Here is a 26,139-nt window from a genome sequence, read left to right on the forward strand (position 1 = left end):
ACGTTGTCTGAGTTGCCTAAACAGGGATTGTTAATCAATGGTCTGGTTCAGTCTGGATAAGCTGGGTCGATGGCTTCACTAGGTTGCTTTTACGATGGTAGAGGAACATTTTGGACATTATGGTCATTTCAAATAATTTCGAGGTCTTTATTGACAGGCTTTTCGGTGAATTTGACTGCCTCAGTCTTACTAGAAACGACTATATTATTTGCTAGTGATTCAGTGGGTTTATGGCTCAACTTAGTGCGGCGGCAATTGATCGGGTTGATGTGGCGGTTATTGGGGGGGGTATTGCGGGGGTGGCGATCGCCGAATACCTGGCCCGCCATACTAATCTGTCGTTGCAGTTGCTGGAGCAACATAGTCATTTGGGGGGAGATTCTTCCGGTAAATTGGAGGGCTGGTTCCACACGGGGGCGCTATATTCTGGCCAGGATGATGGTCAGACCTTTTTCAACTGCGTCAATGGGGTGGAGGATCTGCTCAACCATTACAGCAATTATTTTACCGAACGCTGTAATCTCACCCTGGGACGGTTTGACCGGGGTTATAGGCCCATGGTCAGTGGTGCTGGCTGGTTTGATCCCAATCCCGTCTATCTTATCCATCCCCAACAGCATTGCCCAGAAATGCTCCAGTCCGGCCTCAAGGGCGATCGGGTGCAGTTGGAAATGCAGTTAAAACGGGTATTAGGTCGTTTAGAAATGGCCTATGGGCAACAGTTTGATTGGCAATCGCCTATGGGAAATGGAGCAATGGCACCGGATTATGGCCATTTGGAAAGTTATGAACAGCGGGGCTGTAGTCTATTAAGCCAATCGGAAAAAATTAGTTACTACTGTCGACAATTCGACCTCAGCCACGGAATTGAGCCTAGCAACTATGCTTTGCTCAAGAGTTTGGACTGTGCCATGGATACCCAGGGTATTTTGCAAGATCTCACCGCCAGTGCCCTGGCCCACGGAACGGCGATCGCCACCGGGATTAATATAGAGCAAATTAATGTCGACCGTTATGGTCCGGTGAGGGTACAGAGTATTTTTTATCGAGACCACCGGGGACAGCAACATTACCTTAAGGCTAAAGCATTTATTTTCGCGGTGGGGGCAGGGTTTGAAAGTATTTTACCTACTCTCCAAGTGCGGGCCAAACTAAAGCGGAGTCGCAGTACCATGGTGGTTGCCTATCCAGCGGTCAGTCCCCATAATTTTGTGCGGATGTCCACCAAAAATTCTTACCATTTCAATCATTTTTCCCAGCGAGCTAATATCTCTGCTTTAGAACAATGCTTTAATTATTCTATGTTAGCCAATTCTGGTTATGTCAGTGATGAACATGGTTATTTAGCCAATGGAGAAATTGAATTACTTTTGGATTCGGCGGAACGTTACTTTGGTGAAGAAAACTTATATCAACGACAACTGTGGAGCTACGATTGCGTTAAAACTGAATTTATCAGTGACGATGCCCAAAAACGACGTTACAGTTATTGGATTGAGGCTAATCCCCAGAGCAATTATCTTTGTGTTTTACCGGGCAAATTTTCCTTTTTTCCCACTGTCGCAGTGCAAACTCTCAAGCAATTAAAAAGTATTTTGCCAGTGCAAAAAGTTGAGCACCAACCTCACGATTTAAGTTCCTATTACGGTCAAGCTCAAGCTCTAGTGGCATCTCCCTATCCTCACCAACTATTGGCATCTTATTTGCAAAATAAAGCTAACTTTTAGCTGTGGGATGGTTGGTTATTTAACAATATTAATGGAAGCAGAATAATGTTAAAAACCGTTGCCATACAGGTACAGGGAAGGGTGCAAGGGGTAGGTTTTCGTCCCTTTGTTTACGCCCTTGCCCAAAAGATGGGACTAAACGGTTGGGTAAATAATTCCACCCAAGGGGCTACCGTTGTCATTACCGCTGATGAAAAGGCGATCGCCAATTTTATCGATAGATTAAAAATAGAATTACCCCCACCCGGCTTAATTGAACAATTAACCATCGAATCACTAACACAGAAAATTTTTACCAGCTTTACCATTCGCCCTAGTGGTAATGGTTCTAAAACCGCCACCATTTTGCCTGATTTATCCACCTGTTCCACCTGTTTAACAGAATTATTTGACCCGGGCGATCGCCGCTACCTCTATCCCTTTATCAACTGTACCCATTGCGGTCCCCGTTACACCATTATTGAAGCTTTACCCTACGACCGTTGCCGTACTACCATGGCTCAATTTCACCAATGTGTCCACTGCCAAAGGGAATATGAACGACCAGGCGATCGTCGCTTCCACGCTCAGCCCAACGCCTGTCCTTGCTGTGGCCCCCAACTTGCTTTTTGGGATCGACAAGGGAGGACAATTGTAGAAGCAAATAATGCTTTAAATTTTGCCGCAGATAGGTTAAAAGGCGGCAATATTATCGCCATTAAAAGCTTAGGTGGTTTCCATTTATGTTGCGATGCTACTAACTTTAAAGCGGTAGCAAAATTAAGAGTAAGAAAGCATCGACCGGATAAACCATTGGCAGTAATGTATGGCAACCTTGGTCAGATTATCGAGCATTATCAACTTAATGATCTAGAAGTTGAGACATTAAAAAGTAGTGCTGCTCCCATTGTACTACTGGCAAAACGGTCTTGCTTACCACTGGCGGAGAATATTGCCCCTGGTAACCCCAGGATGGGGGTTATGTTGGCATATACTCCTTTGCATCACTTATTACTAAAAAAATTAAATCAGCCCATCGTAGCCACCAGCGGTAATCTGGCAGGGGAACCAATTTGCATTGATAATATTGATGCTTTAGTTCGTTTACAAAATATTGCTGACGGTTTTCTCGTTCATGATCGCCCCATTGTTTGTCCGGTGGACGATTCTGTGGTCCAAATAGTAGCTGGGGAGCCATTATTTTTACGTCGGGCCCGGGGTTATGCTCCCCAACCCATTACTTTACCAAAGCCTACCCAACAAACCCTATTGGCGGTGGGGGGCCATTATAAAAACACTGTGGCGATCGCCAACCATAATCGAGCCTATATTAGTCAACATTTGGGCGAGTTAAATTCCACTTCTGCCTACCAAGCTTTTGAAAAAACCATTGCCCATTTAAGCCAGCTATACGATTTTTCTCCCCAGGAAATTGTCGCGGATTTACACCCCGATTACCTCAGTCATCAGTACGCTGAATATCAAACTGTACCTGTAACTTTTGTTCAACATCACTATGCCCATATTTTAGCCATAATGACGGAAAATAAAGTTATTGAAGAGCCGGTGTTGGGCATCGCTTGGGATGGTACTGGTTACGGTATGGATGGTACCATTTGGGGGGGAGAATTTTTAAGAATTACTGATAATACTTGGCAGAGAATTGGACATCTACAAACATTTTCTCTATTAGGTAATCGGAAGGCTATTCAATATCCTTACCGCATTGCTTTAGTACTACTTTGGTCAACCTTTGGTGACGATTTTCCCTGGGACTATTTGCCAGAATGGTTAGGCTCGGACGGCAGTGTCGGGGTTGATGTAAAGAACAATTTGAGCAATGATTTGAATCATAAAAACTTGCGTCAACTTTGGCAGCAGGGAACTGCACCGTTAACCTCTAGCATGGGGAGATTATTCGACGGTATTGCGGCGCTGATGGGACTGATTGATCAAGTAACCTTTGAAGGCCAAGCTGCCATGGCATTGGAAGCCCAGGCTGTGCCCAATTTAACAAAGGAATCTTATCCTTTATTTTTCAATGATCAGAGCAATCAAATAGTAATAGATTGGCGACCTTTGATTAAAGCAATAACCAGAGAAGAGAAGAAAAATAATAACCTCATAGCTACTAAGTTTCACAATACTCTGGTAAATTCAATTGTCACCATGGCCCAACGACAGGGCATAGAAAAAGTGGCCCTGGGGGGAGGCTGTTTTCAAAATGGTTATTTACTTTCCAGTGCCATTACGGCCCTCAAAAAGGCAGGCTTTGATCCCCTTTGGCCTAAACTATTACCCCCCAATGACGGCGGTCTTTGTTTGGGCCAACTATTAGCTAAAATTCAACCAAGACAATATATTGATTAGCTTTATTTTGCTTGATAGCGTTAATTTGGCTTGGGAATGGGTAAAATTTCCTTAGCAATAAATTCTTGGTAAGCCTGGTGAGCGGCGGCCTGTTCTGCACTTTTTTTTGATGGGCCACTGCCACTGCCCAAAGGTTGATCGCCAAGCCAGACCGTTGCCTGAAAACCCAATTGTTGGGATGAATTTTGGGCTAGGGACTCCACCCGATATTCGGGCAAACATTTATAATTGGCTTGGGTCCATGCTTGCAAAGCTTCTTTGTAGTTATGAAGCGCCGGGTCTTGGCTAATTTCCACAGCTTTCTTCCGCAAATGTTCTCCTAACCAAGGATGTACTAGGGATAAGTCCCCCACACTGAGGTAGAGGGCCCCTAGCAAGGCTTCAAAACTATCTGCCATTAGGGAAACCCGGCCGTTTTTATCCGCCAACACCGCTGGAGTAACCCAAAGAAAGCGGTCTAATCCATACAATTCTCCCCAATCTGCCAAGGTGCGATCGCTGACCAAAATTGCTCTCAGGGCTGACATTTCCCCCACCGATGCTTGGGGATAGTTTTCCATCAACACCTCCGCCGCTGCTAATCTCACCACTGCGTCACCGACAAATTCTAATTGCTGGTAATTTTTCTCCGGGGACTGACTGCCATGGGTTAAAGCCAAATCCAAGAGGGCTAAATCCACCCCAACGTTATCGGCCAATCCCAACCGTCGCAGTAGGGCCTTTAACTGAGTTTGACGATGGGGAGCAAGGGACATACGGACTTAAAAAAGGGTGTAGATAAAGGGGGCGATCGCCGAACCTTGGGTAAAAATAATCAAAGCACCGAGGAGAACGAGGGTTAAAATCAAGGGAAACAGCCAATATTTTTTTCTCTCTCGCAAAAAGCCCCAAATATCCTGCAATAATTCGATAAATCCTTCCATAGGGTTAATTTTATGGCTTTATTGGTAATCTTGGCTTAGTAGGGTTTTTGTAAATGACTAATGTCCCGGGGACGACAAGGCGATCGATAGGTAATCCGTTGGGGCTCCAGTTGACGGGCCATGGTATCCCTTTTTAATAACTTCATCACTAGGGCCATGGGGGTAACCACCACCACAAAAATTATGGTCAAAATGATGCGGCTATTGATCCATCCTAAAACATGGCCAATTTTTAGCCATAGTTCATACACTGGCCCCAAACTACGGGGCGCCACCAGCCCCAGCCCCACAAAGGCAACGGCGATCGCCCAAGGTAATATGGGGAGTCCATGGCCTTTGAGCAGGGGAATGAGTAAACCAAAGATAAAGGCAATCATCCCCGCCATAATCCAGGCAAATTCCCGCAGTATTTTAACTGTGGGGGCAGTTGTAGTATTTGTCATGGCACTTGATCAAGATGGCGATGTTGGGACAGCTTGGTGTTAATGGACTTTTAGCTAATCTAGATTAAGCTATTTTGCCGATTTGCGGACCACAAAATCAATAAAAATCAGCCTTTTCCCCGGGGCTCTCTTCACTGATGGTGGAAGTATGGTCAGCATATTTTAGTTGATCCTAAACCGCAGCAGTTTGCCCAATGCCTTTTTACACAGCCTTTTAAGCGTCTTTTTTGTATTTGATAACTCCTCAATTTGTAGGGAATAATGGTCGAGGTCAACTTGTAGGGCCTGGTTGCGGCTTTCCAATTGGGCAATGAGCTGGTTTTGCTGCTCTATTTGCTCCGTTAAATTCCTGTGCTCACCCTCCAACTGGGCAATTGCCTGGTGCAATTCAATGTTTTTTTGATTGATTTCCCCCGCCAGAAGACGATATTTGCGTTCTTGCACTTGAGTCTGTCTGAAATCTTGCCATAGCCCCATAAAGTTAAATTTCTTTGGTCTATTCTTCCCCTCATCAATTGTTTTTAGACACAAACTACTAATTTTATCGGCGGCTGTTGACCAGGAAAATTTTTTCGCCTGCTTTTTACCCTTTTCAATTAATTGATGCCGGATTGCTTTATTTTGGACTTTCTTCAAAGCTTCAACCATTTCTCCCACATCTTGGCCATTGATATAAATGGCTGCATCTCCCCCCACCTCTGGTAAAGAAGAATTAGAACAGGTAATCACCGGACAGCCGCAGGCCATAGCCTCAAGAATAGGTAAACCAAAGCCTTCATACAAAGAAGGGTAAACTAAGGCGATCGCCCCTGAGTAAATTGCCCTTAATTCCCAATCTGTGGGTTGAATCAAGCAAATATTGATGTTGCCACATAGGTCGGCTAATTGTGGTTCTAAAGTTTTTTCTCCTCCTACACAAACAATAGTAAGTTGCTGAAGTTCTTCGCTTTCATTTAGAGCCTTAAATAAGATAGTTGCATTTTTATAATTATTGAGACTTAGCCGCGACCCCACCAAAAGTACATAGGGCGAGCCGATGGCAAAATTATCTTCAGTGGCGGTGATTTCTGATGGAGAGGCAGGGAAAAAAATGTTATCTACACCATTATAAATAGTACTAATTTGGGAAGGCTCGATCTCGGGAAAAAACTTGATCAAGTCCTCGGTTGTATTTCTTGAGACCGTAATGTATCGACTTGCGTAGAGTATGGAGTAATGTTTTTCCCGCCACCAAAACTCTTTTAAATCCAAACCAATCACTTCTGGAATCATGTCATGGATCATTAAAATAGAGGGGGTGAACAAGGGCGTAGTGTAATAGGTGGAAATAAATAAATCAGCATTAAACTGATCACAAATATACTGTAATTGAATGGAAAATAGCGCTTCTTCTTCGTAATTAAACAACGGTAAATGGTAGTATTTAAGCCCTTGTACCTCGGGAGCTGTGTAACCGCGATTAATCAAAATAATATTTTCTATAAAACCGGAATCACACCACTTCTTCAACAAAGTCTGCCAAACCCGAGCAATGCCTGTGTTGGCAATTTGGAAAAAGATGCCATCAATTACAATTTTCATTGACTGTCAAAGTTGGGGAATTGCTGGGGTAAATCAAACTTTTTACGTACAAAAATATGTGCAAAAAAAATCCTTTGCAAACAAAATAAGCTGACAAAGGAATTTATGTAGTAATGGTATCTTAAATTTTGACTAATCGTTCCGGAAGTTAGCTAACAAATATCACTAGATGCCAAGTGTTGAAGATGGATTAGAATTTTGTCGAACTTCTAGGATGTAAACCACCTGTGTGGATCTCCCCCAGAGTGAAAAAGTTTGCTCCGGGGAAGAGAAAAATTTTCCTTAAAACAAGCCAAGGGTTAAAGACTTATCAATGGGGAAAGTAGCGCCAGCACCCAACCATAAAGCGGCCGCAGTGCCAAACAGGAAAATGGTCATGGCAATGGGGCGACGGAATGGATTTTGGAATTTGTTCACACTTTCAATGAAAGGCACCAGCATTAAGCCCAAGGGAATGGCGGCCATACCAGCAATGCCTAACAGTTTGTTGGGTAAAATCCGCAAAATTTGGAAAGTGGGGTACAAATACCATTCGGGCAAAATTTCCAGGGGAGTTGCAAAGGGATCCGCCGGCTCTCCCACCATGGCGGGGTCTAGGATGGCTAACCCAGCAATTAGACCCAGGGCACCCAGAATGCAAATGGGAAACATGTAAAGAATATCGTTGGGCCAGGCAGGTTCACCATAGTAGTTGTGTCCCATACCCTTGGCTAGTTTGGCCCGCAATTCGGGATCGCTGAGATCCGGTTTTTTGATAATGCTCATGGGGCGGAAGCTCCAAATTAATATTTTTTAACGATTTTCTAATCTGGTTCGAGATTCGGCAACCTTGCCATGGGCAAAACTGCCCCCATCAAATATCAGATCAGTGGGGATTTAGAAATTACAAAGGACCGGAAATGCCTTGTTTACGGATCATCAGGAAGTGCAGTAGGAGCAGAACGGCGATCGCCCAGGGCAAGACAAAGGTGTGGAGGCTATAGAAACGGGTCAAAGTAGCTTGGCCAACACTTTCACTACCCCGCATGAGGGTCACCAATTGGTCCCCAACTACGGGAATGGCCGCCGGCACACCGGAAACGATTTTTACCGCCCAGTAGCCCACCTGGTCCCAGGGAAGGGAATATCCAGTTACCCCAAAGGTAACAGTGGTGACAGCTAACATCACACCGACAACCCAGGTCAATTCCCGGGGCTTTTTGAAACCACCGGTAAGGTAAACCCGGAAAACGTGGAGAATCATCATCAGCACCATCATGCTGGCGGACCAGCGGTGGATGGAACGGATCAGCCAACCGAAGTTGACTTCATTCATGATGTATTGGACAGAGGCAAAGGCTTCCGTGACCGTGGGTTTGTAGTAAAAGGTCATGGCAAATCCAGTGGCAAACTGGATCAGGAAGCAGGTCAGGGTCAAACCCCCCAGACAGTAAAATATGTTTACGTGGGGAGGAACGTATTTGCTGGCAATGTCGTCGGAGATGGCTTGCACTTCCAGGCGATCATTGAACCATTGAAAAACTTTTGATTCGGTGACTTCTTTTGAAAACATTGAAGCTAGACTTCTCTTAAGGATCAGGGATGGAGGGGGTTGACTCCGGCGGAGCCGTAAAATCGCATATAATCAGCGTACTATGACAGTTTGACCAAGACGGGAAAAGTTCCAAAACTTGGCAAAAATGAGAATTACTCATCACAAAATGTAACACAGCTTTAAGCCCTGGGGAAAGGGAACTCCGGCTGTGGATCCGCTCTAAATTTTGCTCCTCTAGCTATGCTTGCTAAATATTTTTCCGAACCCATTGATCGTGCGGCCCTGAGTCTGATTGGTTTCCTTAGTGCGGCGATCGCCGTGGTGGGGGTGGGTCACTACACCTGTGAAAATAACAACCAGTGTTTGTTTGCCAACCGCCCTAAGGTGCAGAGCTTCAGTTGGGACGGGGCCAATCTGGGAGCCCAGGACAGGGCTTTTATCATGACCTTTGACCGCCCAATAGATCAACGGGAAGTGGAAAAGAATCTGGTTATTACCCCGGCGCTACCGGGAAAAATTAGTTGGGCGGGGCGTCGCATGGCCTATACCCTGGAAAATCCCATTCCCTACGGCACCGACTACGATATTCAGATTACCAATGTGCGGGAACAGTATGCCGGTCAGCACAAAAGTGCGCTACGTGGCCGCCAAGGGCAAATGATAGCCCCTTTCAGCAGCAGTTTCCGCAGTCGGGACCGGGCCTTTGCCTACATTGGCACCCAGGGCATTGAACAGGGCAGGATTGTTTTCTATAACCTAACCAAACAAAGAAAAACCATCCTCACCCCGCCGGGCCTGACAGTGGTGGAGTTCAAATTTTACGATCAGGGTAAGGGGATTCTATTCGCCGCCGCTGAAAGTCAACTGGGCTTTGAGGGTCTACGGCAGTTGCAGTTATACCAAATACCTGTGGTGGAAAGTGATAATCCCCAAGAATTACCTAAACCAACTTTAGTGCTGGATAACCAAGAATTTCAAAATAATCAGTTTGACGTCAGTGATGATGGCAAGGCCATTGTGGTACAGAGGGTTAATCGCCAAAATCCCGCTGACTTTGATCTTTGGATAGTCAAAAATCAGCAAAAGCCAGAGCGCTTGAAAGTACAGGGGGGAGATTTCCAGATCGCCCCAGATAATCAGTCCCTAGCGGTGGCCCGGGGAGAGGGTATCGGCATTCTGCCCCTCCAGCCAGAGGCAAGGCCCTTGGATTTTTTGCCCAAATTTGGTCAATTGCTAAATTTTTCCGCCGATGGTAGCGCCGCTGCCCTGGTAAATTTCAATACGGAGGATGCCCAAAAACGTTTCCAAAGAACTCTTTTCTTTGTTAATAACCTGGGGGTGCAAAAGGAATTGGTGGATACGGATGGTTCCATTGTCAGTTGCGAGTTTGGCCGCAATAATCAGACCCTCTATTGCTTATTAACTAAGCTTTTGCCGGGGGATGAATACATTGAACAGCCCTATTTTGTCCAAATTGACATTAACAGTGGCGAAGTTTTTCCTCTACTGAAACTACAGGATTACCGGGACACGAAAATGAGCCTTTCCCCCGATGGTTTAGCCCTGTTATTCGACCAGGTAATCATTGATCCCGATACCCCCGCCAATAGCCGTCTCAACACCGATGGCGGTGAGGCGATCGCCGATAGTCAATTGTGGTTACTTATACCGCCATTGAAACCAGAAACGGGGCAACAGGCGGAACTTAAGGCTCTTTCTCTGATGGGATTTCGTCCCCTGTGGGCACCGTAGTTAGAGCTTGACTTTCCCTGGCACGGCAATGGTTTTCCACCCTCTCCAAAGCAGGGAAAAGAGGGCCCAACCAGCGACGGTAAATGTTCCTGGAATTGGGGGAACTGACGACCCGATTGACTAAATTTTCCCATTCCGGTTGGTCGGAGGGCAGAATTAGCCCATAGCCCTGGCAATCCAGGGGATAGGGAGGATAAAGACGATAATCTCGCCCCAGGGGAATTTCCAATAGGAGAGCTTCTCCAAACAGCAAAATTCCGTCACTGGCAAAGGCATCGATGCGTCCTTGCATTAGGGCTTCTACCCCTAGGCGACGGGCCGTAAAGCCCTGAAAGTTGATTAATTCCGCTTTGGGGTAACGGGTTGCCAAAAATTCACTGTTGCTGGTGCCGGCTAAAACGCCAATTCTTTCCCCCTGTAAATCTCCATTGCCATCAAATTGCCCCAGGCGATCGCCGGGAATTAAAAATTGGGTTCCGGTGACAAAAAAGGGTAGGGAAAAGGTAATGGGAAGTTCCAGATCATGGCGGATGGTATTGGGACCACATTCCACCACCACCACATTCTCTGCCACGAGATTATAGCGATTGAACAAACTAGATTGATAAAATTTTACCAACAAGGGTTGACCCCCCAGGGTGGCGGAAACTTCTGCTTGCAACGCTTGGATGAAATCAACACAGATGCCAGTCCACTGGTTGGCGGGGCCATCTCGGAAACCAAAGGGCACGGAGTCCTCCCGAATGGCCGCCCGGAGTAGTCCAGTGGTTCGGATGGATTCGAGCACTGTTTCAGCCTGGGTTATGGGCATCCATGAATTCTGTAAAGTCCAAGCCAATAGGGGAGCTAGGATACGGGCAATGGCAGACTGTTTTTTTGAACCGGGGCAGCTGAAGTTGGGATTGCTCATTGCCAGTTATCTAAAAGATCTTTAAACAAGGCTTCTTCAATCCAGGTTTTTAAAACCACCGTCAGGGGTAGGGCTAGGATCAGCCCCAGTAGTCCGAATACACTGGCAAAAAAAAGTTGGGCAATCAGGGTGACAGCGGGCAGAAGGGAAACCTGCTTCGCCATGACAATGGGGGTAAGCCAGTAGCTTTCTATGTTCTGGATGAGGAAGTAGAGAATCAACACTGCGATGATTTTCCAGGGGGCATCCAACACAGCAATCATCAGGGGGAAAACAACGCTGGCGGCGGGGCCAATGTTGGGAATAAAGTTCAAAATTCCTGCCATTAGGGCATGGACTAACACTAATTTAATCTGCAGAATCCACAGACCGATGCCGCTGAGACTGGCGATAAAAATGGAGTTAATGACAATGCCTGTGAGCCAATTGCCCAGGGAAGATTCCGACTGGGTCAAAATTTCATCGGCCCGGCGGCGGTAAAAGGAAGGAAATAGTTTCAGTACTCCCCGGCGGTAGGCTTGGGGAGAAAACAGCATCATCACGGCGATCGCCAGGATGAAAAGTATTTGCAGAACAGCGGTGACAGAGTTGGAAAAAAAGCTAATTAGGGAACTAAAGGCATTGGCCCCCAGCGCCGAAATGGAGTCCGGTAAATCATCAATGGAAAAGGCTTGGCTGAAAAATTCCAGTTCCACCCGATCTTGCCAGCCCTCGACAAATTTCTGCAGGCGATCGCCAACCTTAGGAAGAGAACTGAGCAAAACCTGGAGCTGTTCCCAAAAAGGGGGAATGACCAAAAGCAGAAACAACGCCACCGCCACAGTGACTGTGACCAGAGTAATGGTCAGGGCCAAAGATCTGTTGATGCCCCAGGTTTGTAATTGTTTAACGGAACGATTCAGAGCCGTGGTCAGCACCATAGCCAGGAAAAGCAGTAGCAGGAGTTGGCGGATTTCCCAAGCCACATAGACCGCCATCACCAAACAAGCTAAACCCAACCACTGACTTAGTTTCATTACACTTGCTAGCTCTTGTTACCCAATGGGGGCGGGCATGCATCTTTCCCACAGATAGCTTGATGTGGAACCGGAACAAGCAGGGAGAAGAGGTTGGCCCAGGGACCTAGGGTTGAAAATTGACAATGCGGGCAAAACTCTCGGGTTCTAAGCTCGCTCCCCCCACCAGAGCTCCGTCAATTTCCGGTTGGGCCATAATTTCGTCCACATTATTGGCATTAACCGAACCCCCATACTGGATGGTGACCTGGGAATTGCTTAATTGTTCCCGGATTAGGCCAATCACCCGGTTCGCCTCCGTTGCCGCACAGGTATCCCCTGTGCCAATGGCCCAAATGGGCTCGTAGGCAATGACAAGGTTAGATTGGTCCACATTCACCAAGCCTTTTTTAACCTGGTCAATAATCACCTGCTCCGTTGCTCCGGCATCCCGCTGGGCCTTGCTTTCCCCCACACAGAGGATGGGGATTAAACCCGCCTTTTGGGCCGCCAGCACCCGCAAATTCGCCGTTTCGTCCGTTTCACCAAAATATTGCCGCCGTTCACTGTGGCCGATGACTACGTAATGAATGCCAATTTCCACCAACATAGCCGCCGAAATTTCGCCAGTGTAGGCTCCACTGGTTTGCCAATGGACGTTTTGTGCCCCCAAGCGAACCCGCCCCCCATGGAGTTGTTGGGACATGGCGCTCAAATCGGTGAAAGGAACACACAACACCACTTCACGGCTTTCCGCCGCATCTTCGATTAAAGGCTTAAACTCCTGCAAAAACGCTTGGGCCTCCGCCTGCGTCTTATGCATTTTCCAGTTGCCCGCAATGATAATTTTTCGCACGATTCCAATCTTTAACTTATGAAGGTCACAACAAAATTTGCCAACCCCCAGTTTACGTTGTCCGGGGTCGTCACCATTAATCAGCTCCCAACTAACCTGGTAAGGCCTGGATCTGTGCCACTATTACCTTCAATCTAGCCCCGTTGAGAAGATAAACTAGAACCAGTCCTGGCTACTGGTGGAAAAGATCATGAGTGAACAAAGACCATTTTCAGCCTTGACCGGCTTTGCCCTGGCCGCTTTGGTGGTGGCTCTGGCCGGTACGGGTTTTGCTCTTTGGACGGGCTTCAATCTTTCCCAAAGTCCCCCTGCCGTCACGGTGGATCCCCATAGGCCCGATGTTGCCATCCCTGGGCAGGCACAAGTTTATTGGCTCGGTAATGGCAAAGATGATACGGCGATCGCCTTTGTGCCCCAAAATATTCCCCCCAATGGTGACCCACCGGAAGTGCAGACGGAGCGGGCTCTCAAAACCCTGTTAGCCGCATCCGGCAGTGACATTTCTGCCATTCCCACCAACACCACCATGCTAAGCCTGGACAAAGGTTCTAATGGTATCAACCTAAACCTGTCAACGGAATTCACCGCAGGGGGGGGGAGCCAGAGCATGATCGCTAGGCTGGGGCAAATTATTTACACCGCCACCAGTACGGACCCCAGTCTTCCAGTTTGGTTATCCGTGGAGGGAGAACCCCTGACGGTACTAGGGGGAGAAGGGCTAATGGTGGAACAGCCCATTACCCGCAAGCAGTTTGACGCGGATTTTATGGCCCCTGATCGTTGACAATTGGAGTCATGGTCTGCTCATCTATGGTGAGGACAGTTAGAACCATTGCGGTTCTAGCCGATAAAACGTCCTTGTTCAATTAGATTCAGGCTGAAGCCTAGCAATCCGGACACCCTGTCTTTGAAAGCCAAACGCTCTGCAATGTCCTCCCCCCCAGAACTTGGTAATGCGTCTTCTGTCCCATTGCAATTTTTGCTGTTCATTGACGATCGCCCCAGCTCCCAGGACAGTGTGCAAGAAATTAGTCAATGCCTAGGCACCCTGGTGGATGGCCACAGTTACGACCTACAGATTCTGCAGATCAGTAAACATCCCCATTTAGTGGAACATTTCCGTTTGGTGGCTACCCCGTCCCTGATCAAACTGCAACCCGAACCCCGGCAGGTGTTGGCCGGCAGTAATATTATTCAACAATTGCAGAAATGGTGGCCCCGCTGGCAACAGGAACTCCAAGTGAATCTAGGGCCAGAGGAGACCGAGCAATCCCCCAGTTGTCCCCGGGAAATTTCTTCCGTAGGTTATTCCGGCGAACTGATGAAAATGTCGGACGAGCTTTTTCTGCTCAAAAAGGACAAGGAAGAATTGCTCGAACAAATCAGTTTTAAGGATCAAATTTTGGCCATGTTGGCCCACGATTTACGTAGTCCCCTCACCGCCGCCTCCATTGCTGTCGATACGTTGGAACTGTTGCAACATAAGCCCGTCGAAGAACAGAAACCAGCCCTGAGAAGTCAGCTATTACAACAGGCCCGCAAGCAGTTCAAAATTATGGACCGCTTGATTGAGGATATTCTGCAGGCATCGAAGAATCTCAATTCCCAGTTTCAGGTGCATGGCCGTCCCCTGGCGATCGCCGATCTTTGTCAAGAAATTTTAGAACTGTACCAAGTAAAATTTAGCAAAAAAAACCTCACCATTACCTACGATATTCCCAAGGATTTACCCAATGTTTTTGCCGATGAGGAGTTAATCCGCCAGGTGATTGCTAATTTGTTGGACAATGCCATTAAATACACCCCCTCCAATGGTCTGATCACAGTGGGAGCTCTCCACCGGACCACCCAGAAAGTCCAGGTGAGCATCACCGACAATGGCCCCGGCATTCCCAATTCCAAACAGGAAAGTATTTTTGAGGGGCACTTTCGCCTACAACGGGACGAACAAACCGATGGCTATGGTTTAGGTTTATCCCTCTGTCGCAAAATTATCCAAGCCCATTATGGTCAAATTTGGGTGGACAGTCGTCCAAAACAAGGCAGTTCTTTCCATTTTACGTTGCCCGTTTACCGTTAACTTTTCCCCATCTGTGAACCTTATTGTTCGCCCATAATTTTTCCTACCTTGTCAGCTTCGCTCAAAAATATTAACTATCTCACCTCTTTTTTTAACCAATGCGTCACTCTCTTTTTGCCTGCCTAACGTCGGTACCCAACTTCACTCGCGGTTTAGGAGTTGCCATTGCTAGTGTTTCCTTCGGAGTTGGCCTAACCATGGCCGCTGGAGCCGAAACCTGTGTGCCCATTGCTTTGGTGGGGGGTGAAGGTAATAGCGTTACTAAAACCGTTGCCGCTCCGACCATTCCCGCAGGACCGTTGGGCATGTTGGGCATTAACATCACCCGCAACAATTGGAACACTGATTGGGCAGTCCCGGGAGGAACGGTGTTTAAAAGGTTTGTTATGACGGTGACTTCCAATGAGACAAATCCTTTTGATATTCGGATGTTTCTCAAATATAGTGACCAAACAGCGGCGGAAGTTTTTAATCAATCAAGCTTTGTGTTTAAGCCCAATACTCCCCTAGAAATCATTGGCAATGTCACCCCAGAAGAGCAACCCTACCAAGTCAATCTTTTTGTTAATGGGTTGGATTCCCTGGGCAGAACCTACACCGCTACCCTGGTGGGATGCCGTTAAAATTCTCCCAGACCAACTCCCATCAAAGCTTAAATTTAGTCCCTTTGATTCCCTCCACCACCACAATCCCCGCTCGCCCCAGCAACTCCTTCCAGCGAGCATTTTCCACCTTGGGTTGGCCTAGAGCCACTAATACACCAGGGTTAGCTCAGATTTCTGGTTTACCCTCCACGGGATACTAGAACAGATCTCTCGCCACAAAAACATCAGGATTATCGGCAAAAAGATATTCCAAGCTTTCTTTTAATAGAACAATTTAACTAAATTGTTTGGTGTTGTCAGCCATGCGTTGTCCATCACTATCGGGATAAACAATTTGCCGATCTAAGGCTATGGTGATAGTGGTGGTCTCCAGCAGCTAGGCACTGACCTTTAGTTGAACTGATGACTTTTCAACATTATTTTAGAACCTCTTTGAAAAGCCCCCCTGGCCCCCAATTCTGGAGAGAAAGTCTTCAAAGTCCCCCAAACTTGCCGGAGCTTAGGGAGGAGATTCAGGGGGCAGAATAACTTTTAAAACATTATCTGGGGGGAATTCTTCAACCCTGAAACAAACTACAGCAAAATAGTTAAACTTGTTACCTTTTCCCCGGGAGAAATCTGAAATTTGAGCGAAACTTAATAGATTCATTAAGCAGACTGTCTCAATCAAGGTTATGACCGTTACAATTCAAAAACCGGGGAATACCCTGCCATAGAGGTCTTCACCCCCTCATTCCAAACTTTTGTACGGTTATCAGTCCTATGAACAGCTTCCACCAAGCTCCCTCAGCCCAAGGCCTTTACGATCCCCACCAGGAACATGATGCCTGTGGCGTTGGTTTTATCGTGCAGATGAAGGGCAAGACTTCCCACGATATTGTGGAGCAGGGTTTGCAGATGTTGGTCAATCTGGAGCACCGGGGAGCCTGTGGCTGTGAACCAAACACAGGGGATGGGGCTGGCATCTTAATCCAAGTTCCCCACAAATTTATCCAAAAAGTGGCTGGAGCCGAAGGAATAACCATTCCTGCTCCGGGACAGTATGCCGTAGGTAACATTTACGGCTCCCCAGATCCGATCGCCAGGGCGGAAACTCGAAGATTATTCAAAGAAGTGACGGAGGCGGAGGGCTTAACTCTGTTGGGTTGGCGGGATATTCCCACGGATCATAGTTCCCTGGGCCAGACGGCGATCGCCAGTGAACCTTTTATGCAGCAGGTTTACATTGCCCGGCCAGAAGGTTTGACCGATGACTTGGATTTTGAGCGCAAATTGTTTGTATTGCGGAAGCTGAGCCACAATGCCATTCGAGCTACAGGATTTAACAAGTTTTGGTATGTGGCTAGTTTATCGGCCCGGACACTGGTTTATAAGGGGATGCTGACCACCGCCCAGGTGGGGCAATATTATCCAGAATTGCATGATCCGGATATGGAAAGTGCCCTGGCCCTGGTCCATTCCCGGTTTAGTACTAACACTTTTCCCAGTTGGGAGCGTTCCCACCCCTACCGTTACATTGCCCATAACGGCGAAATCAACACTATGCGGGGCAACGTCAACTGGATGCAAGCCAGGCAAGCTCTGTTTGAATCGTCCCTGTTCGGGGAGGATATGGCCAAAGTCCAGCCGGTGATTAACATTGACGGTAGTGACTCCACCATTTTTGATAATGCCTTAGAACTGCTTTATCTGGCCGGTCGCTCCCTACCCCATGCGGTGATGATGATGATTCCCGAGCCGTGGAGTGCCCACGAGTCCATGGGGCCTGAGAAAAAAGCGTTTTATAAATACCATTCCTGTTTAATGGAGCCTTGGGACGGGCCGGCTTCCATCGCCTTCACCAACGGCAAGATGATGGGGGCAGTGTTGGACCGTAATGGTCTGCGGCCTTCTCGCTACTACGTCACCAAGGATGATCTGGTGATTATGGCTTCCGAAGCGGGGGTTTTGCCCATTGAGCCGGAGCGGGTGGCCAAAAAAGGTCGTTTACAACCGGGGCGGATGTTCTTGGTGGATATGGAACAAGGACGCATCATCGCCGATGAGGAAATTAAGCAAGAAATTGTCAGTCAATATCCCTACGGGGAATGGTTAGCGGCTAACCTCAAATCCTTGGATCAGTTGCCTAATCCCGGTAATGTCCCCGGCACCGATGGGGAAAGTTTACGCCAACGCCAAATGGCCTTTGGATACACCTTTGAAGAACTGCGGATTCTGTTAGCTCCCATGGGCCGGGATGGGGTGGAGGCGATCGGTTCCATGGGGGCAGACACTCCGTTGGCGGTGCTGTCCGATAAGCCCAAGTTGCTCTATAACTATTTCCAACAGTTATTTGCTCAGGTTACTAATCCCCCCATTGATTCCATCCGGGAAGAAATTATTACCTCTGCAGAAACCACCATTGGCGGCGAAGGCAATTTACTCGATCCCAGGCCAGAAAGTTGCCGCTTAATTGAACTAAAAACGCCAATTCTGACCAATGAAGATTTAGCCAAATTGAAAGCGCTGGATAATGACGAGTTTAAATCCGTTACTTTACCGATCTTATTTGATCCTAACCAAGGGGAAAAGGGCTTAAAAACTGCTTTAGATGATTTGTTTACTGAGGCGGATCAAGCTATTGCAAAAGGAACTAATTTAATCATTCTCAGTGACCGGGATGTTTCGGTGGAAAAAGCCGCTATCCCCGCATTGTTGGCTGTATCGGGATTACATCACCATTTAATCCGTAACGGTTCCCGCACCAAAGTGGGGCTAGTGTTGGAATCCGGCGAACCCAGGGAAGTGCATCATTTTGCAGTCTTATTGGGCTACGGTTGTGGAGCCATTAATCCTTATCTAGCCTTTGAAACTTTAGACGGCATGATCGCTGAAGGTTTACTGGTGAATGTGGATCATAAAACTGCCTGTAAAAACTACATCAAAGCCGCCACTAAAGGGGTTATTAAAGTTGCTTCCAAAATTGGTATTTCCACCATTCAAAGTTATCGGGGGGCACAAATTTTTGAGGCAGTGGGTTTAAATCAAGCCGTCATTGATGAATATTTCTGCCGCACCTCTTCCCGTATCCAGGGTTCCGACCTAGGGATAATTGCCCAGGAAGCTATTCTGCGCCATCAACACGCCTTTGCCCCCCGCCCCGGCGATCGCCATACCCTTGATGTGGGGGGTGAATACCAGTGGCGTAAGGATGGGGAAGAGCATTTATTTAGTCCCCAAACCATTCATTTGCTCCAGCGGGCGGTGCGGGAAGGGAATTATGAACTGTATAAACAGTACGCCGCTCTGGTTAATGAGCAGAACCAAAAATTCTTTACCCTGCGGGGCTTGCTGGATTTCCAAGACCGACAACCCATTCCCCTAGAGGAAGTGGAACCCGTGGAGGCGATTATGAAACGCTTTAAAACCGGGGCCATGAGCTATGGGTCTATCTCCAAAGAAGCCCACGAGTCCCTGGCGATCGCCATGAACCGCATTGGCGGTAAGTCCAACACCGGGGAAGGAGGAGAAGATCCGGAACGGTTTACCTGGACAAACGAACAGGGTGATTCCAAAAACAGTGCCATTAAACAAGTGGCATCGGGACGATTTGGGGTGACCAGTTTGTACCTCTCCCAAGCCAAGGAAATTCAGATCAAAATGGCCCAGGGGGCCAAACCCGGCGAAGGGGGTCAATTGCCCGGCAAAAAGGTTTATCCCTGGATTGCCAAAGTGCGCCACTCTACCCCCGGTGTGGGTTTAATTTCTCCCCCGCCCCACCACGACATTTACTCCATTGAAGATTTGGCGGAGTTAATCCACGATTTGAAAAACGCTAACCGGGAAGCTCGCATTAACGTCAAACTCGTTTCCGAAGTAGGGGTGGGAACTATCGCCGCTGGGGTAGCCAAAGCCCATGCCGATGTAGTCCTTGTTTCCGGTTATGACGGTGGTACAGGAGCATCCCCCCAAACTTCCATTAAACACGCCGGTCTGCCCTGGGAATTGGGACTAGCGGAAACCCATCAAACCCTGGTGTTAAATAATCTCCGCTCCCGCATTGTGGTGGAAACCGATGGGCAAATGAAAACTGGCCGGGACGTGGCGATCGCCGCTTTGCTGGGGGCAGAAGAGTTTGGTTTTTCCACTGCGCCGTTGGTATCCCTGGGGTGCATTATGATGCGGGCCTGTCACCTCAATACCTGTCCTGTGGGCATTGCCACCCAAAACCCGGAACTGCGGGCCAAATTTACCGGCGATCCGGCCCATGCGGTGAACTTTATGACCTTCATTGCCACGGAACTGCGGGAGATTATGGCCCAACTCGGTTTCCGTACCATCAACGAAATGGTGGGCCACACGGAAATTTTGGAACCCAAAAAAGCGGTGGACCATTGGAAGGCTAAAGGGATTGACCTTTCCCCTCTGCTCCATCAGCCTGATGTTGCCCCGGAAGTGGGTCGTTATTGCCAAATTCCCCAGGATCATGGCCTGCAACACTCCCTCGATGTCACCCAATTGCTGGATCTTTGCCAACCGGCGATCGCCAAGGGGGAAAAAGTTAAGGCCACCCTACCCATTACCAATATCAATCGGGTGGTGGGCACCATTGTGGGCAATGAAATCACCAAACGCCATTGGGAAGGGCTAACGGAAGATACTGTTCATCTTCATTTCCAAGGCAGTGCCGGCCAAAGTTTCGGCGCATTCATTCCCAAAGGCATGACCCTAGAGCTAGAAGGGGATGCCAATGATTATTTAGGTAAAGGCCTGAGTGGCGGCAAAATTATCGTTTATCCCCCCAAGGGTTCTAGTTTTAATGCTTGGGAAAACATCATTGCCGGTAACGTTTGCCTCTACGGAGCCACGGCGGGGGAAGTCTATATTTCCGGCATGGTGGGGGAACGGTTCTGTGTCCGCAACTCCGGCGTTAATACCGTTGTGGAAGCGGTGGGGGACCATGGCTGTGAGTATATGACCGGCGGTAAGGTGGTGGTTCTCGGTCAAACGGGACGAAACTTTGCGGCGGGCATGAGTGGCGGCGTTGCTTATATTCTTGATGAAACCGGTGATTTTGCCACCCGTTGTAATCAAGCCATGGTTGCTTTGGAAACACTTGAAGATCCAGAAGAAATTAAGGATCTCCAAGAACTAATTCAAAATCACGTTAACTACACCGATAGCGCCAAAGGTAAAGCTGTTTTAGCAGATTGGGAAACTAGTATTTCCAAATTTATTAAGGTGATGCCCCGGGATTACAAACGGGTTCTGCAAGCCATTAAAAATGCCTTGGAAGCTGGTTTGAGCGGCGATGATGCCCTGAATGCGGCGTTTGAGGAGAATGCCAAAGATGTAGCTCGCATTGGGGGTAGCTAGGTTATCGAGCATTTGCATTAGGAGGGATATAACGATCAGTTAATCTCTCCTTTGTTCAACCTTGGCTACAATTTATGTATGAATTTCGTTGGAATTCAGAGAAAAATGAATGGCTAAAACAAAATCGTCGAGTTTCTTTTGAGCAAATTGTTAAGGCTGTTCAGAATGATGATGTTCTTGCTGATGTCGAGAATCCAAACCAAGAAAAATATCCCCATCAGTATATGTTGATTGTCAAGATTAGTGATTATGTCTATTGTGTCCCTTATGTTAAAGATGGGTCTACTCACTTTTTTAAAACAATTTTTCCAAGCCGTAAAATGACTAAGTTTTATTTAGGAAGTTAATTATGTTATCTAATGCTGACTGGGACAAAATGACGGATGATGAATTTGCTAATGCTTGGAAGCTTGATAATGAAGAGCAGGAGCTTTTAAGGAGTCTTGAAAATGGGGAATGGGTTAGTGTGCCTAATTTTGAGGAAAGAAAACGAGAGCTTCAGGAGATGGCAAAAGCCCAAATGACTCAGCAAACCATAGAAGTCAATTTATCGATGCAAGACGCGGATAAGATTAGAGATCTCGCTGAGCAGTCGCAGATTTCGATAAATCTTTTTGCCCAAGAGATTATTCATCGCTATTTAGGAGGTGAGTTAGTTGAAAAGCAATCATAATTTTCGTATGCAATATTTTGAACAGGAGGATGTTCTACATTTAGTGAATTTCATCAGTTAATGCCCAAGAAAATTCGTGAACTCAAAGCACTATTGAAGCAAGCGGGATTTACCGTCAAACCAGCAAAGGGAAGTCATAGCAAATGGACTCACCCCAGTCTCCCGCAGGCTATCATTATGGCAGGGAAGGACGGCGATGATGCTAAACTTTACCTAGAAAAGCAGGTGATGGAAAGTTTGGCCAAATTACGAAAACTTGATCAGGAGGGTAACTAAAAATGAAATATACAATTGTCATTCAGTGGTCAGATACGGATAACTGCTTTGTTGTCTTTCTTCCAGATTTTGAATCGGTTATGCAGCCCGTTACCCACGGTGATAGCTATGATGAAGCATTGCAAAATGCCCAGGAAGTTTTGAGTTTGTTAACGGAGCTAGATGACGGGAAACTGCCCAAACCTCAACCACTTCTTCAAATGGCGTAGACTGTAGATAAAAAGTTCTAAATATAGCAATGATAGCGACCACTGAATCTCTCCGCAGTTTTGTGCATTATTGCCAGCAACATATTAAGGGGGATGAAAAGTCGGAGTCCCAAACTTTTTTGACCAAGTTTTTTCAGGCTTTTGGTCACGAGGGTATTAAGGAAGCAGGGGCAGAGTTTGAACAGAGGGTAAAAAAGAGTAGTAAACAGGATCGAACGGGCTTTGCGGATTTGGTCTGGCCGTCCAGGTTGAGGGTTAAAGGGGTGGTGATTGAAATGAAGAAGCGGGGCACAGATTTAACTTTGCATTATTCCCAGCTTGAACGGTATTGGATGCGGTTAACGCCTAAGCCCCAGTATTCAATCCTTTGTAATTTTGATGAGTTTTGGATCTACGACTTCACCAATCAAGTAGATGAGCCGGTGGATCGGGTCAGGCTGGAGGATTTACCTAAGCGTTTGGGGACTTTTTCCTTTATGGAAATTGGGGGGAAGGCTCCCATTTTTCGCAATAACCAAGTAGAGGTAACGGAACGCACCGCCCGACGCATGGGAGAGTTTTATCAGTTGGTGCGGGAGCGGGGTAAAAGGGAGAAGTTTGCCTATTTTACGGAGGAGCAGTTACAACGGTTTACTTTGCAATGTGTGCTGGCAATGTTTGCCGAGGATCGCAATCTTTTGCCCAGGGATTTGTTTGTGTCTTTGCTACAGGATTGTTTGACGGAGAAGGATAATGCTTATGATGCGTTTAGTGGCCTATTTCGGGCTATGAATCAGCCAGGCGTTGTTCCCCAGGGTCGTTATGCAGGAGTGGATTACTTTAATGGGGGTTTATTTGCAGAAATTCAGCCGATCGCCTTGGAAGAATCAGAGTTAAAACTTTTAGATGTTTGTGCCAGGGATAATTGGGAAAATATTCGTCCGTCGATTTTTGGCAATATCTTTGAAGGGGCGATTGATGAAAATGAGCGTCATGCTAGGGGCATTCATTACACGTCGGAAACAGATATTCGACAGATTGTACGGCCAACAATTTCAGATTATTGGGAAGAAAAAATCAATAATGCTAGAACGATTGGGGAATTAAATCAGCTTCAGCTAGAGTTACAAGCTTATCGAGTGCTTGATCCGGCCTGTGGATCGGGGAATTTTCTTTATGTAGCTTATCAGGAACTAAAACGCATTGAACGGCTTTTAATTCAGAAGATTGCAGACAAACGCAAGCAACCACCAAGCCAAATGGAAATAGGTTTTGTCACACCTTTACAGCTTTTTGGCATGGATACAAATTCCTTTGCGGTGCAGTTAGCCAGGGTAACAATGATGATTGCCAGAAAAATTGCCATTGATAAATTCGAGTTAACAGAACCAGCTTTACCGCTAGATTCGTTAGATAAAAATATTCTTTGCCAAGATGCTTTGTTTACAGATTGGCCAAGGGCCGATGCCATTATTGGAAATCCACCTTTTCTTGGGGGACATTTAATGCGTATAGAACTAGGTGATAATTATGTTGACAAGCTTTTCAAGCAGTTTCCAGAAGTCGTTAATCAACAAATAGACTTTGCAAGTCATTGGTTTCGCCTAGCTCATAATAAAATAAAAGAAAATTCTGGACGTGCAGGTTTAGTGGGAACAAATTCAATTAGTCAAGGCAAGAGTCGTCAAGCATCTTTAGACTATATTGTTGAGCATGGAGGATATATTCATAATGCTATTTCGTCGCAAATTTGGTCAGGAGATGCAAAAGTACATGTTAGTTTAGTCAATTGGATGACATCTAAACCGACTGAATTCTATTTGGATAACCGGCAAGTCAGTTTAATCAATTCATCATTAAAATCAGCTTCAGATATTCGACTAGCAAAGATTCTAAAAATCAATCAGAATGTTGCTTTTAGAGGAGTTGAACCTAATGGTAGTGGTTTTTTTATTAATGAGTATGTTGTTCACGAATGGATTTATAAAAATCAATCTAATAAGGCAGTTCTTAAATTATTTTCGATGGGGTCGAATTTGGTTCGTAATCCCCATGGAAAACCAGAGAGGTGGATTATCGACTTTAGGGATTTTAGCGTAGAAGAAGCTCAAATGTTTTGCCTGCCTTTCGAGCACGTCAAAAATACGGTTAAGGAATTTCGCCAAACAAATAGAGTATCAATGCTCCGGGAAAATTGGTGGAAGTTTAAACGTACAAATTTAGCAATGAGAAATGCCGTAACCAAACTATCCTTCTTTTTTAATGTTTCTAGGGTATCAAAGTGGTTTATTTTTCTGCCGATTGAAACAAAGTATTTACCGGCAGATTCAACGACAGTAGTAGCTTCGGATGATTTTTATGTGTTGGGAATATTGACCTCTGACGTTCATCGTCAATGGGTAAAAACCCAAAGCTCAACATTAAAGGGCGATACCCGTTACACTCACAATACTTGTTTTGAAACCTTTCCCTTTCCCCAAACCGCCAGTGAAAAACTGACCCAACAAATTCGTCAGGCGATGGTTGATTTACATGAATATCGTAGTCAGCAAATGGAGGCCAAACAATGGGGAATTACCAAACTGTATAATGCTTTTTTCGATGAGCCGGCCAGTCAACTGTATAAACTCCATAAAAAACTGGATGAATTAGTGATGAAAGCCTATGGATTCAAAAAAGATGACGACATTCTGGAAAAACTTTTAAACCTCAATCTTGAACTTGCTGAAAAGGAAAAAAAAGGTGAAAGTATTATCGGCCCCTGGGCTATAGATAATCCACCAAAATCTTAAATTTTGATCAACTTAGTTAAAAGATAAACATCATGAACACCGCCCAAATTAGTAACGATGGTTCTCATCAAATTGTAATACTCCCCGAAGGCTTCAAATTGTCGGGTACTGAGGTTTACATTAAAAAAGTTGGAAACACGGTTGTTTTAATCTCGAAAGATAACCCTTGGCAATCCTTGATTGAAAGCTTAGATCAATTCTCAGATGACTTTATGGCAACTAGGGAACAGCTTCCCCTCGATGTGCGAGAAGAATTTTAGATGAAATACTTACTAGATACAAATATTCGCATTTATCTAATTAAGAAGAAGCCGCTCCAAGTCTTGGCAAAATTTCAAACCCTAGAAGTGTCAGAAATTGGTATTTCATCCATTACCGTAGCAGAATTAGAATATGGTGTCAGTAAAAGTCAACAGCAATCGAAAAACCGTGATGCCTTGATGCAGTTCTTGATTCCGCTAGAAATCATTGAGTTTAATCAAGAAGCGGCGATCGCCTATGGCAATATCAGAAGTAATCTGGAAAGTAGAGGTCTTGTCATTGGGGCTATGGATATGCTGATTGCGGCCCATGCGTTAAGTCTGGAAGTAACTCTTGTGAGCAATAATGTTCGAGAATTTTCACGCATTAGCAATTTATTCTTGGAAAACCGGGCAGAATAAACTATCAATTAAAATTTGACTTGTCACTTTTAACCACTCAGCGCACCGCGTAGCTGAACTCTTGGCGATCGCCAACTCAGACTAATCCATTCAATGGAATATAATTGTCAGTAAACTCAACGGGAATTTGACCCATGTCATCTGAAAACATTGCTACCGTTACCAAAATGATAGAATCTCTGCCGGAGATAGCTCAGACTCAGCTTATTGAACATCTTCGAGAATATATTACTAGTCTTCAGGACGAACTAGAATGGGATAATCTTGTCAGTAAGACTCAGAATAATTTGATTCAAGCTGCAAAAAAAGCCAAGCAGGAAATTGCTGACGGAAAATCCAAGCCGATGGACTACGAAAAGTTATGAAATCAGCAACCATACCATCATTTTGGGAGAATTACAAATTACTAGACTTTCAAACTAGACAAAGAGTTAGAAA

At 46.2% G+C, this 26,139-nt stretch carries 24 protein-coding genes; 15 read left to right on the top strand and 9 right to left on the bottom strand.

Features of this window, described 5'->3' with window-relative positions:
* The first annotated feature begins 230 nt into the window (after positions 1-230).
* Together D082_RS13845 and hypF are read left to right on the top strand one after the other, a co-directional pair.
* On the top strand, positions 231-1,727 hold the full coding sequence (locus tag D082_RS13845; protein ID WP_028947076.1) for an FAD-dependent oxidoreductase: 1,497 nt from the start codon (positions 231-233) through the stop codon (positions 1,725-1,727).
* 45 nt (positions 1,728-1,772) lie between these two features.
* Positions 1,773-4,076: a carbamoyltransferase HypF gene (gene hypF, locus D082_RS13850; RefSeq protein WP_028947075.1), complete on the top strand. Its 2,304-nt coding sequence runs from the start codon at positions 1,773-1,775 to the stop codon at positions 4,074-4,076.
* Between the two features lie 20 nt (positions 4,077-4,096).
* On the opposite strand, the gene rnc is transcribed toward hypF, so the two are convergent.
* From rnc to petB, 6 genes are all read right to left on the bottom strand, one after another.
* Positions 4,097-4,831: a ribonuclease III gene (gene rnc / locus D082_RS13855; RefSeq protein ID WP_028947074.1), complete on the bottom strand. Its 735-nt coding sequence runs from the start codon at positions 4,829-4,831 to the stop codon at positions 4,097-4,099.
* A 6-nt stretch (positions 4,832-4,837) separates the two neighbouring features.
* Entirely contained in the window at positions 4,838-4,999 is a 162-nt protein-coding gene (locus D082_RS18770; RefSeq protein ID WP_193386666.1) for a DUF5989 family protein, read from the bottom strand.
* 35 nt (positions 5,000-5,034) lie between these two features.
* Complete coding sequence (locus D082_RS13860; protein WP_028947073.1) at positions 5,035-5,442, bottom strand: SxtJ family membrane protein; 408 nt, start codon at positions 5,440-5,442, stop codon at positions 5,035-5,037.
* Between the two features lie 162 nt (positions 5,443-5,604).
* Complete coding sequence (locus tag D082_RS13865; RefSeq protein ID WP_028947072.1) at positions 5,605-7,023, bottom strand: glycosyltransferase; 1,419 nt, start codon at positions 7,021-7,023, stop codon at positions 5,605-5,607.
* 282 nt (positions 7,024-7,305) lie between these two features.
* Complete coding sequence (petD, locus tag D082_RS13870) at positions 7,306-7,788, bottom strand: cytochrome b6-f complex subunit IV (protein ID WP_028947071.1); 483 nt, start codon at positions 7,786-7,788, stop codon at positions 7,306-7,308.
* 118 nt (positions 7,789-7,906) lie between these two features.
* Positions 7,907-8,575, bottom strand: a complete 669-nt coding sequence (gene petB / locus D082_RS13875) for a cytochrome b6 (protein WP_010873378.1) — start codon at positions 8,573-8,575, stop codon at positions 7,907-7,909.
* Between the two features lie 222 nt (positions 8,576-8,797).
* On the opposite strand from petB, the gene D082_RS13880 reads away from it, so the two are divergent.
* The gene (locus tag D082_RS13880) at positions 8,798-10,309 is read left to right on the top strand and encodes a hypothetical protein (protein WP_028947070.1); all 1,512 of its coding nucleotides are present in this window, start codon (positions 8,798-8,800) and stop codon (positions 10,307-10,309) included.
* Here the strand turns inward: D082_RS13880 and D082_RS13885 are convergent.
* The 3 genes from D082_RS13885 to tpiA form a co-directional block, all read right to left on the bottom strand.
* Positions 10,263-11,219: an amino acid ABC transporter substrate-binding protein gene (locus D082_RS13885; protein ID WP_028947069.1), complete on the bottom strand. Its 957-nt coding sequence runs from the start codon at positions 11,217-11,219 to the stop codon at positions 10,263-10,265. The genes D082_RS13880 and D082_RS13885 overlap by 47 nt on opposite strands.
* Positions 11,216-12,235 (bottom strand): AI-2E family transporter, encoded by a 1,020-nt coding sequence (locus D082_RS13890; protein ID WP_028947068.1) that lies wholly within the window; start codon positions 12,233-12,235, stop codon positions 11,216-11,218. The genes D082_RS13885 and D082_RS13890 overlap by 4 nt, the downstream gene beginning before the upstream one ends.
* A 106-nt stretch (positions 12,236-12,341) precedes the next feature.
* Positions 12,342-13,070, bottom strand: a complete 729-nt coding sequence (gene tpiA, locus D082_RS13895) for a triose-phosphate isomerase (RefSeq protein ID WP_028947067.1) — start codon at positions 13,068-13,070, stop codon at positions 12,342-12,344.
* Positions 13,071-13,260: 190 nt separating this feature from the next.
* On the opposite strand from tpiA, the gene D082_RS13900 reads away from it, so the two are divergent.
* The 12 genes from D082_RS13900 (at position 13,261) to D082_RS13955 (ending at position 26,066) form a co-directional block, all read left to right on the top strand.
* A complete protein-coding gene (locus tag D082_RS13900; protein ID WP_238546738.1) occupies positions 13,261-13,854 on the top strand; it encodes a GerMN domain-containing protein in 594 nt (197 codons plus the stop codon).
* Positions 13,855-13,998: 144 nt separating this feature from the next.
* On the top strand, positions 13,999-15,150 hold the full coding sequence (locus D082_RS13905) for a histidine kinase (RefSeq protein WP_028947065.1): 1,152 nt from the start codon (positions 13,999-14,001) through the stop codon (positions 15,148-15,150).
* Positions 15,151-15,248: 98 nt separating this feature from the next.
* Positions 15,249-15,773 (top strand): hypothetical protein, encoded by a 525-nt coding sequence (locus D082_RS13910; RefSeq protein ID WP_028947064.1) that lies wholly within the window; start codon positions 15,249-15,251, stop codon positions 15,771-15,773.
* A 684-nt stretch (positions 15,774-16,457) separates the two neighbouring features.
* Positions 16,458-21,110 carry a glutamate synthase large subunit gene (gene gltB, locus D082_RS13915; RefSeq protein ID WP_193386691.1) on the top strand — a complete coding sequence of 1,551 codons (4,653 nt, stop codon included), beginning with the start codon at positions 16,458-16,460 and terminating at the stop codon, positions 21,108-21,110.
* Positions 21,111-21,184: 74 nt separating this feature from the next.
* Positions 21,185-21,457 (top strand): BrnT family toxin, encoded by a 273-nt coding sequence (locus D082_RS13920; protein ID WP_028947061.1) that lies wholly within the window; start codon positions 21,185-21,187, stop codon positions 21,455-21,457.
* A gap of 2 nt (positions 21,458-21,459) precedes the next feature.
* Positions 21,460-21,783 (top strand): hypothetical protein, encoded by a 324-nt coding sequence (locus D082_RS13925; RefSeq protein ID WP_051738883.1) that lies wholly within the window; start codon positions 21,460-21,462, stop codon positions 21,781-21,783.
* A gap of 60 nt (positions 21,784-21,843) precedes the next feature.
* Positions 21,844-22,059, top strand: coding sequence for a type II toxin-antitoxin system HicA family toxin (locus D082_RS13930; protein WP_028947059.1), 216 nt, complete (start codon positions 21,844-21,846; stop codon positions 22,057-22,059).
* Between the two features lie 2 nt (positions 22,060-22,061).
* Complete coding sequence (locus D082_RS13935) at positions 22,062-22,268, top strand: type II toxin-antitoxin system HicB family antitoxin (RefSeq protein ID WP_028947058.1); 207 nt, start codon at positions 22,062-22,064, stop codon at positions 22,266-22,268.
* Between the two features lie 29 nt (positions 22,269-22,297).
* Positions 22,298-25,039: a DNA methyltransferase gene (locus D082_RS13940; protein ID WP_038531014.1), complete on the top strand. Its 2,742-nt coding sequence runs from the start codon at positions 22,298-22,300 to the stop codon at positions 25,037-25,039.
* A gap of 32 nt (positions 25,040-25,071) precedes the next feature.
* Complete coding sequence (locus D082_RS13945; RefSeq protein WP_028947056.1) at positions 25,072-25,299, top strand: antitoxin; 228 nt, start codon at positions 25,072-25,074, stop codon at positions 25,297-25,299.
* Positions 25,300-25,701 (top strand): type II toxin-antitoxin system VapC family toxin, encoded by a 402-nt coding sequence (locus tag D082_RS13950; RefSeq protein WP_028947055.1) that lies wholly within the window; start codon positions 25,300-25,302, stop codon positions 25,699-25,701.
* A 134-nt stretch (positions 25,702-25,835) separates the two neighbouring features.
* Complete coding sequence (locus D082_RS13955; RefSeq protein WP_028947054.1) at positions 25,836-26,066, top strand: hypothetical protein; 231 nt, start codon at positions 25,836-25,838, stop codon at positions 26,064-26,066.
* Positions 26,067-26,139 lie beyond the last annotated feature (73 nt).

It is taken from the genome of Synechocystis sp. PCC 6714, from assembly GCF_000478825.2.
GTDB lineage: Bacteria > Cyanobacteriota > Cyanobacteriia > Cyanobacteriales > Microcystaceae > Synechocystis.

What these genes read in the sequence shown, in the direction of transcription:
- D082_RS13845 (WP_028947076.1), top strand. Translation starts at nt 231, where the DNA reads ATGGCTCAACTTAGTGCGGCGGCAATTGATCGGGTTGATGTGGCGGTT.
- hypF (WP_028947075.1), top strand. Translation starts at nt 1,773, where the DNA reads ATGTTAAAAACCGTTGCCATACAGGTACAGGGAAGGGTGCAAGGGGTA.
- rnc (WP_028947074.1), bottom strand. Translation starts at nt 4,831, where the DNA reads ATGTCCCTTGCTCCCCATCGTCAAACTCAGTTAAAGGCCCTACTGCGA.
- D082_RS18770 (WP_193386666.1), bottom strand. Translation starts at nt 4,999, where the DNA reads ATGGAAGGATTTATCGAATTATTGCAGGATATTTGGGGCTTTTTGCGA.
- D082_RS13860 (WP_028947073.1), bottom strand. Translation starts at nt 5,442, where the DNA reads ATGACAAATACTACAACTGCCCCCACAGTTAAAATACTGCGGGAATTT.
- D082_RS13865 (WP_028947072.1), bottom strand. Translation starts at nt 7,023, where the DNA reads ATGAAAATTGTAATTGATGGCATCTTTTTCCAAATTGCCAACACAGGC.
- petD (WP_028947071.1), bottom strand. Translation starts at nt 7,788, where the DNA reads ATGAGCATTATCAAAAAACCGGATCTCAGCGATCCCGAATTGCGGGCC.
- petB (WP_010873378.1), bottom strand. Translation starts at nt 8,575, where the DNA reads ATGTTTTCAAAAGAAGTCACCGAATCAAAAGTTTTTCAATGGTTCAAT.
- D082_RS13880 (WP_028947070.1), top strand. Translation starts at nt 8,798, where the DNA reads ATGCTTGCTAAATATTTTTCCGAACCCATTGATCGTGCGGCCCTGAGT.
- D082_RS13885 (WP_028947069.1), bottom strand. Translation starts at nt 11,219, where the DNA reads ATGAGCAATCCCAACTTCAGCTGCCCCGGTTCAAAAAAACAGTCTGCC.
- D082_RS13890 (WP_028947068.1), bottom strand. Translation starts at nt 12,235, where the DNA reads ATGAAACTAAGTCAGTGGTTGGGTTTAGCTTGTTTGGTGATGGCGGTC.
- D082_RS13900 (WP_238546738.1), top strand. Translation starts at nt 13,261, where the DNA reads ATGAGTGAACAAAGACCATTTTCAGCCTTGACCGGCTTTGCCCTGGCC.
- D082_RS13905 (WP_028947065.1), top strand. Translation starts at nt 13,999, where the DNA reads ATGTCCTCCCCCCCAGAACTTGGTAATGCGTCTTCTGTCCCATTGCAA.
- D082_RS13910 (WP_028947064.1), top strand. Translation starts at nt 15,249, where the DNA reads ATGCGTCACTCTCTTTTTGCCTGCCTAACGTCGGTACCCAACTTCACT.
- D082_RS13920 (WP_028947061.1), top strand. Translation starts at nt 21,185, where the DNA reads ATGTATGAATTTCGTTGGAATTCAGAGAAAAATGAATGGCTAAAACAA.
- D082_RS13925 (WP_051738883.1), top strand. Translation starts at nt 21,460, where the DNA reads ATGTTATCTAATGCTGACTGGGACAAAATGACGGATGATGAATTTGCT.
- D082_RS13930 (WP_028947059.1), top strand. Translation starts at nt 21,844, where the DNA reads ATGCCCAAGAAAATTCGTGAACTCAAAGCACTATTGAAGCAAGCGGGA.
- D082_RS13935 (WP_028947058.1), top strand. Translation starts at nt 22,062, where the DNA reads ATGAAATATACAATTGTCATTCAGTGGTCAGATACGGATAACTGCTTT.
- D082_RS13940 (WP_038531014.1), top strand. Translation starts at nt 22,298, where the DNA reads ATGATAGCGACCACTGAATCTCTCCGCAGTTTTGTGCATTATTGCCAG.
- D082_RS13945 (WP_028947056.1), top strand. Translation starts at nt 25,072, where the DNA reads ATGAACACCGCCCAAATTAGTAACGATGGTTCTCATCAAATTGTAATA.
- D082_RS13950 (WP_028947055.1), top strand. Translation starts at nt 25,300, where the DNA reads ATGAAATACTTACTAGATACAAATATTCGCATTTATCTAATTAAGAAG.
- D082_RS13955 (WP_028947054.1), top strand. Translation starts at nt 25,836, where the DNA reads ATGTCATCTGAAAACATTGCTACCGTTACCAAAATGATAGAATCTCTG.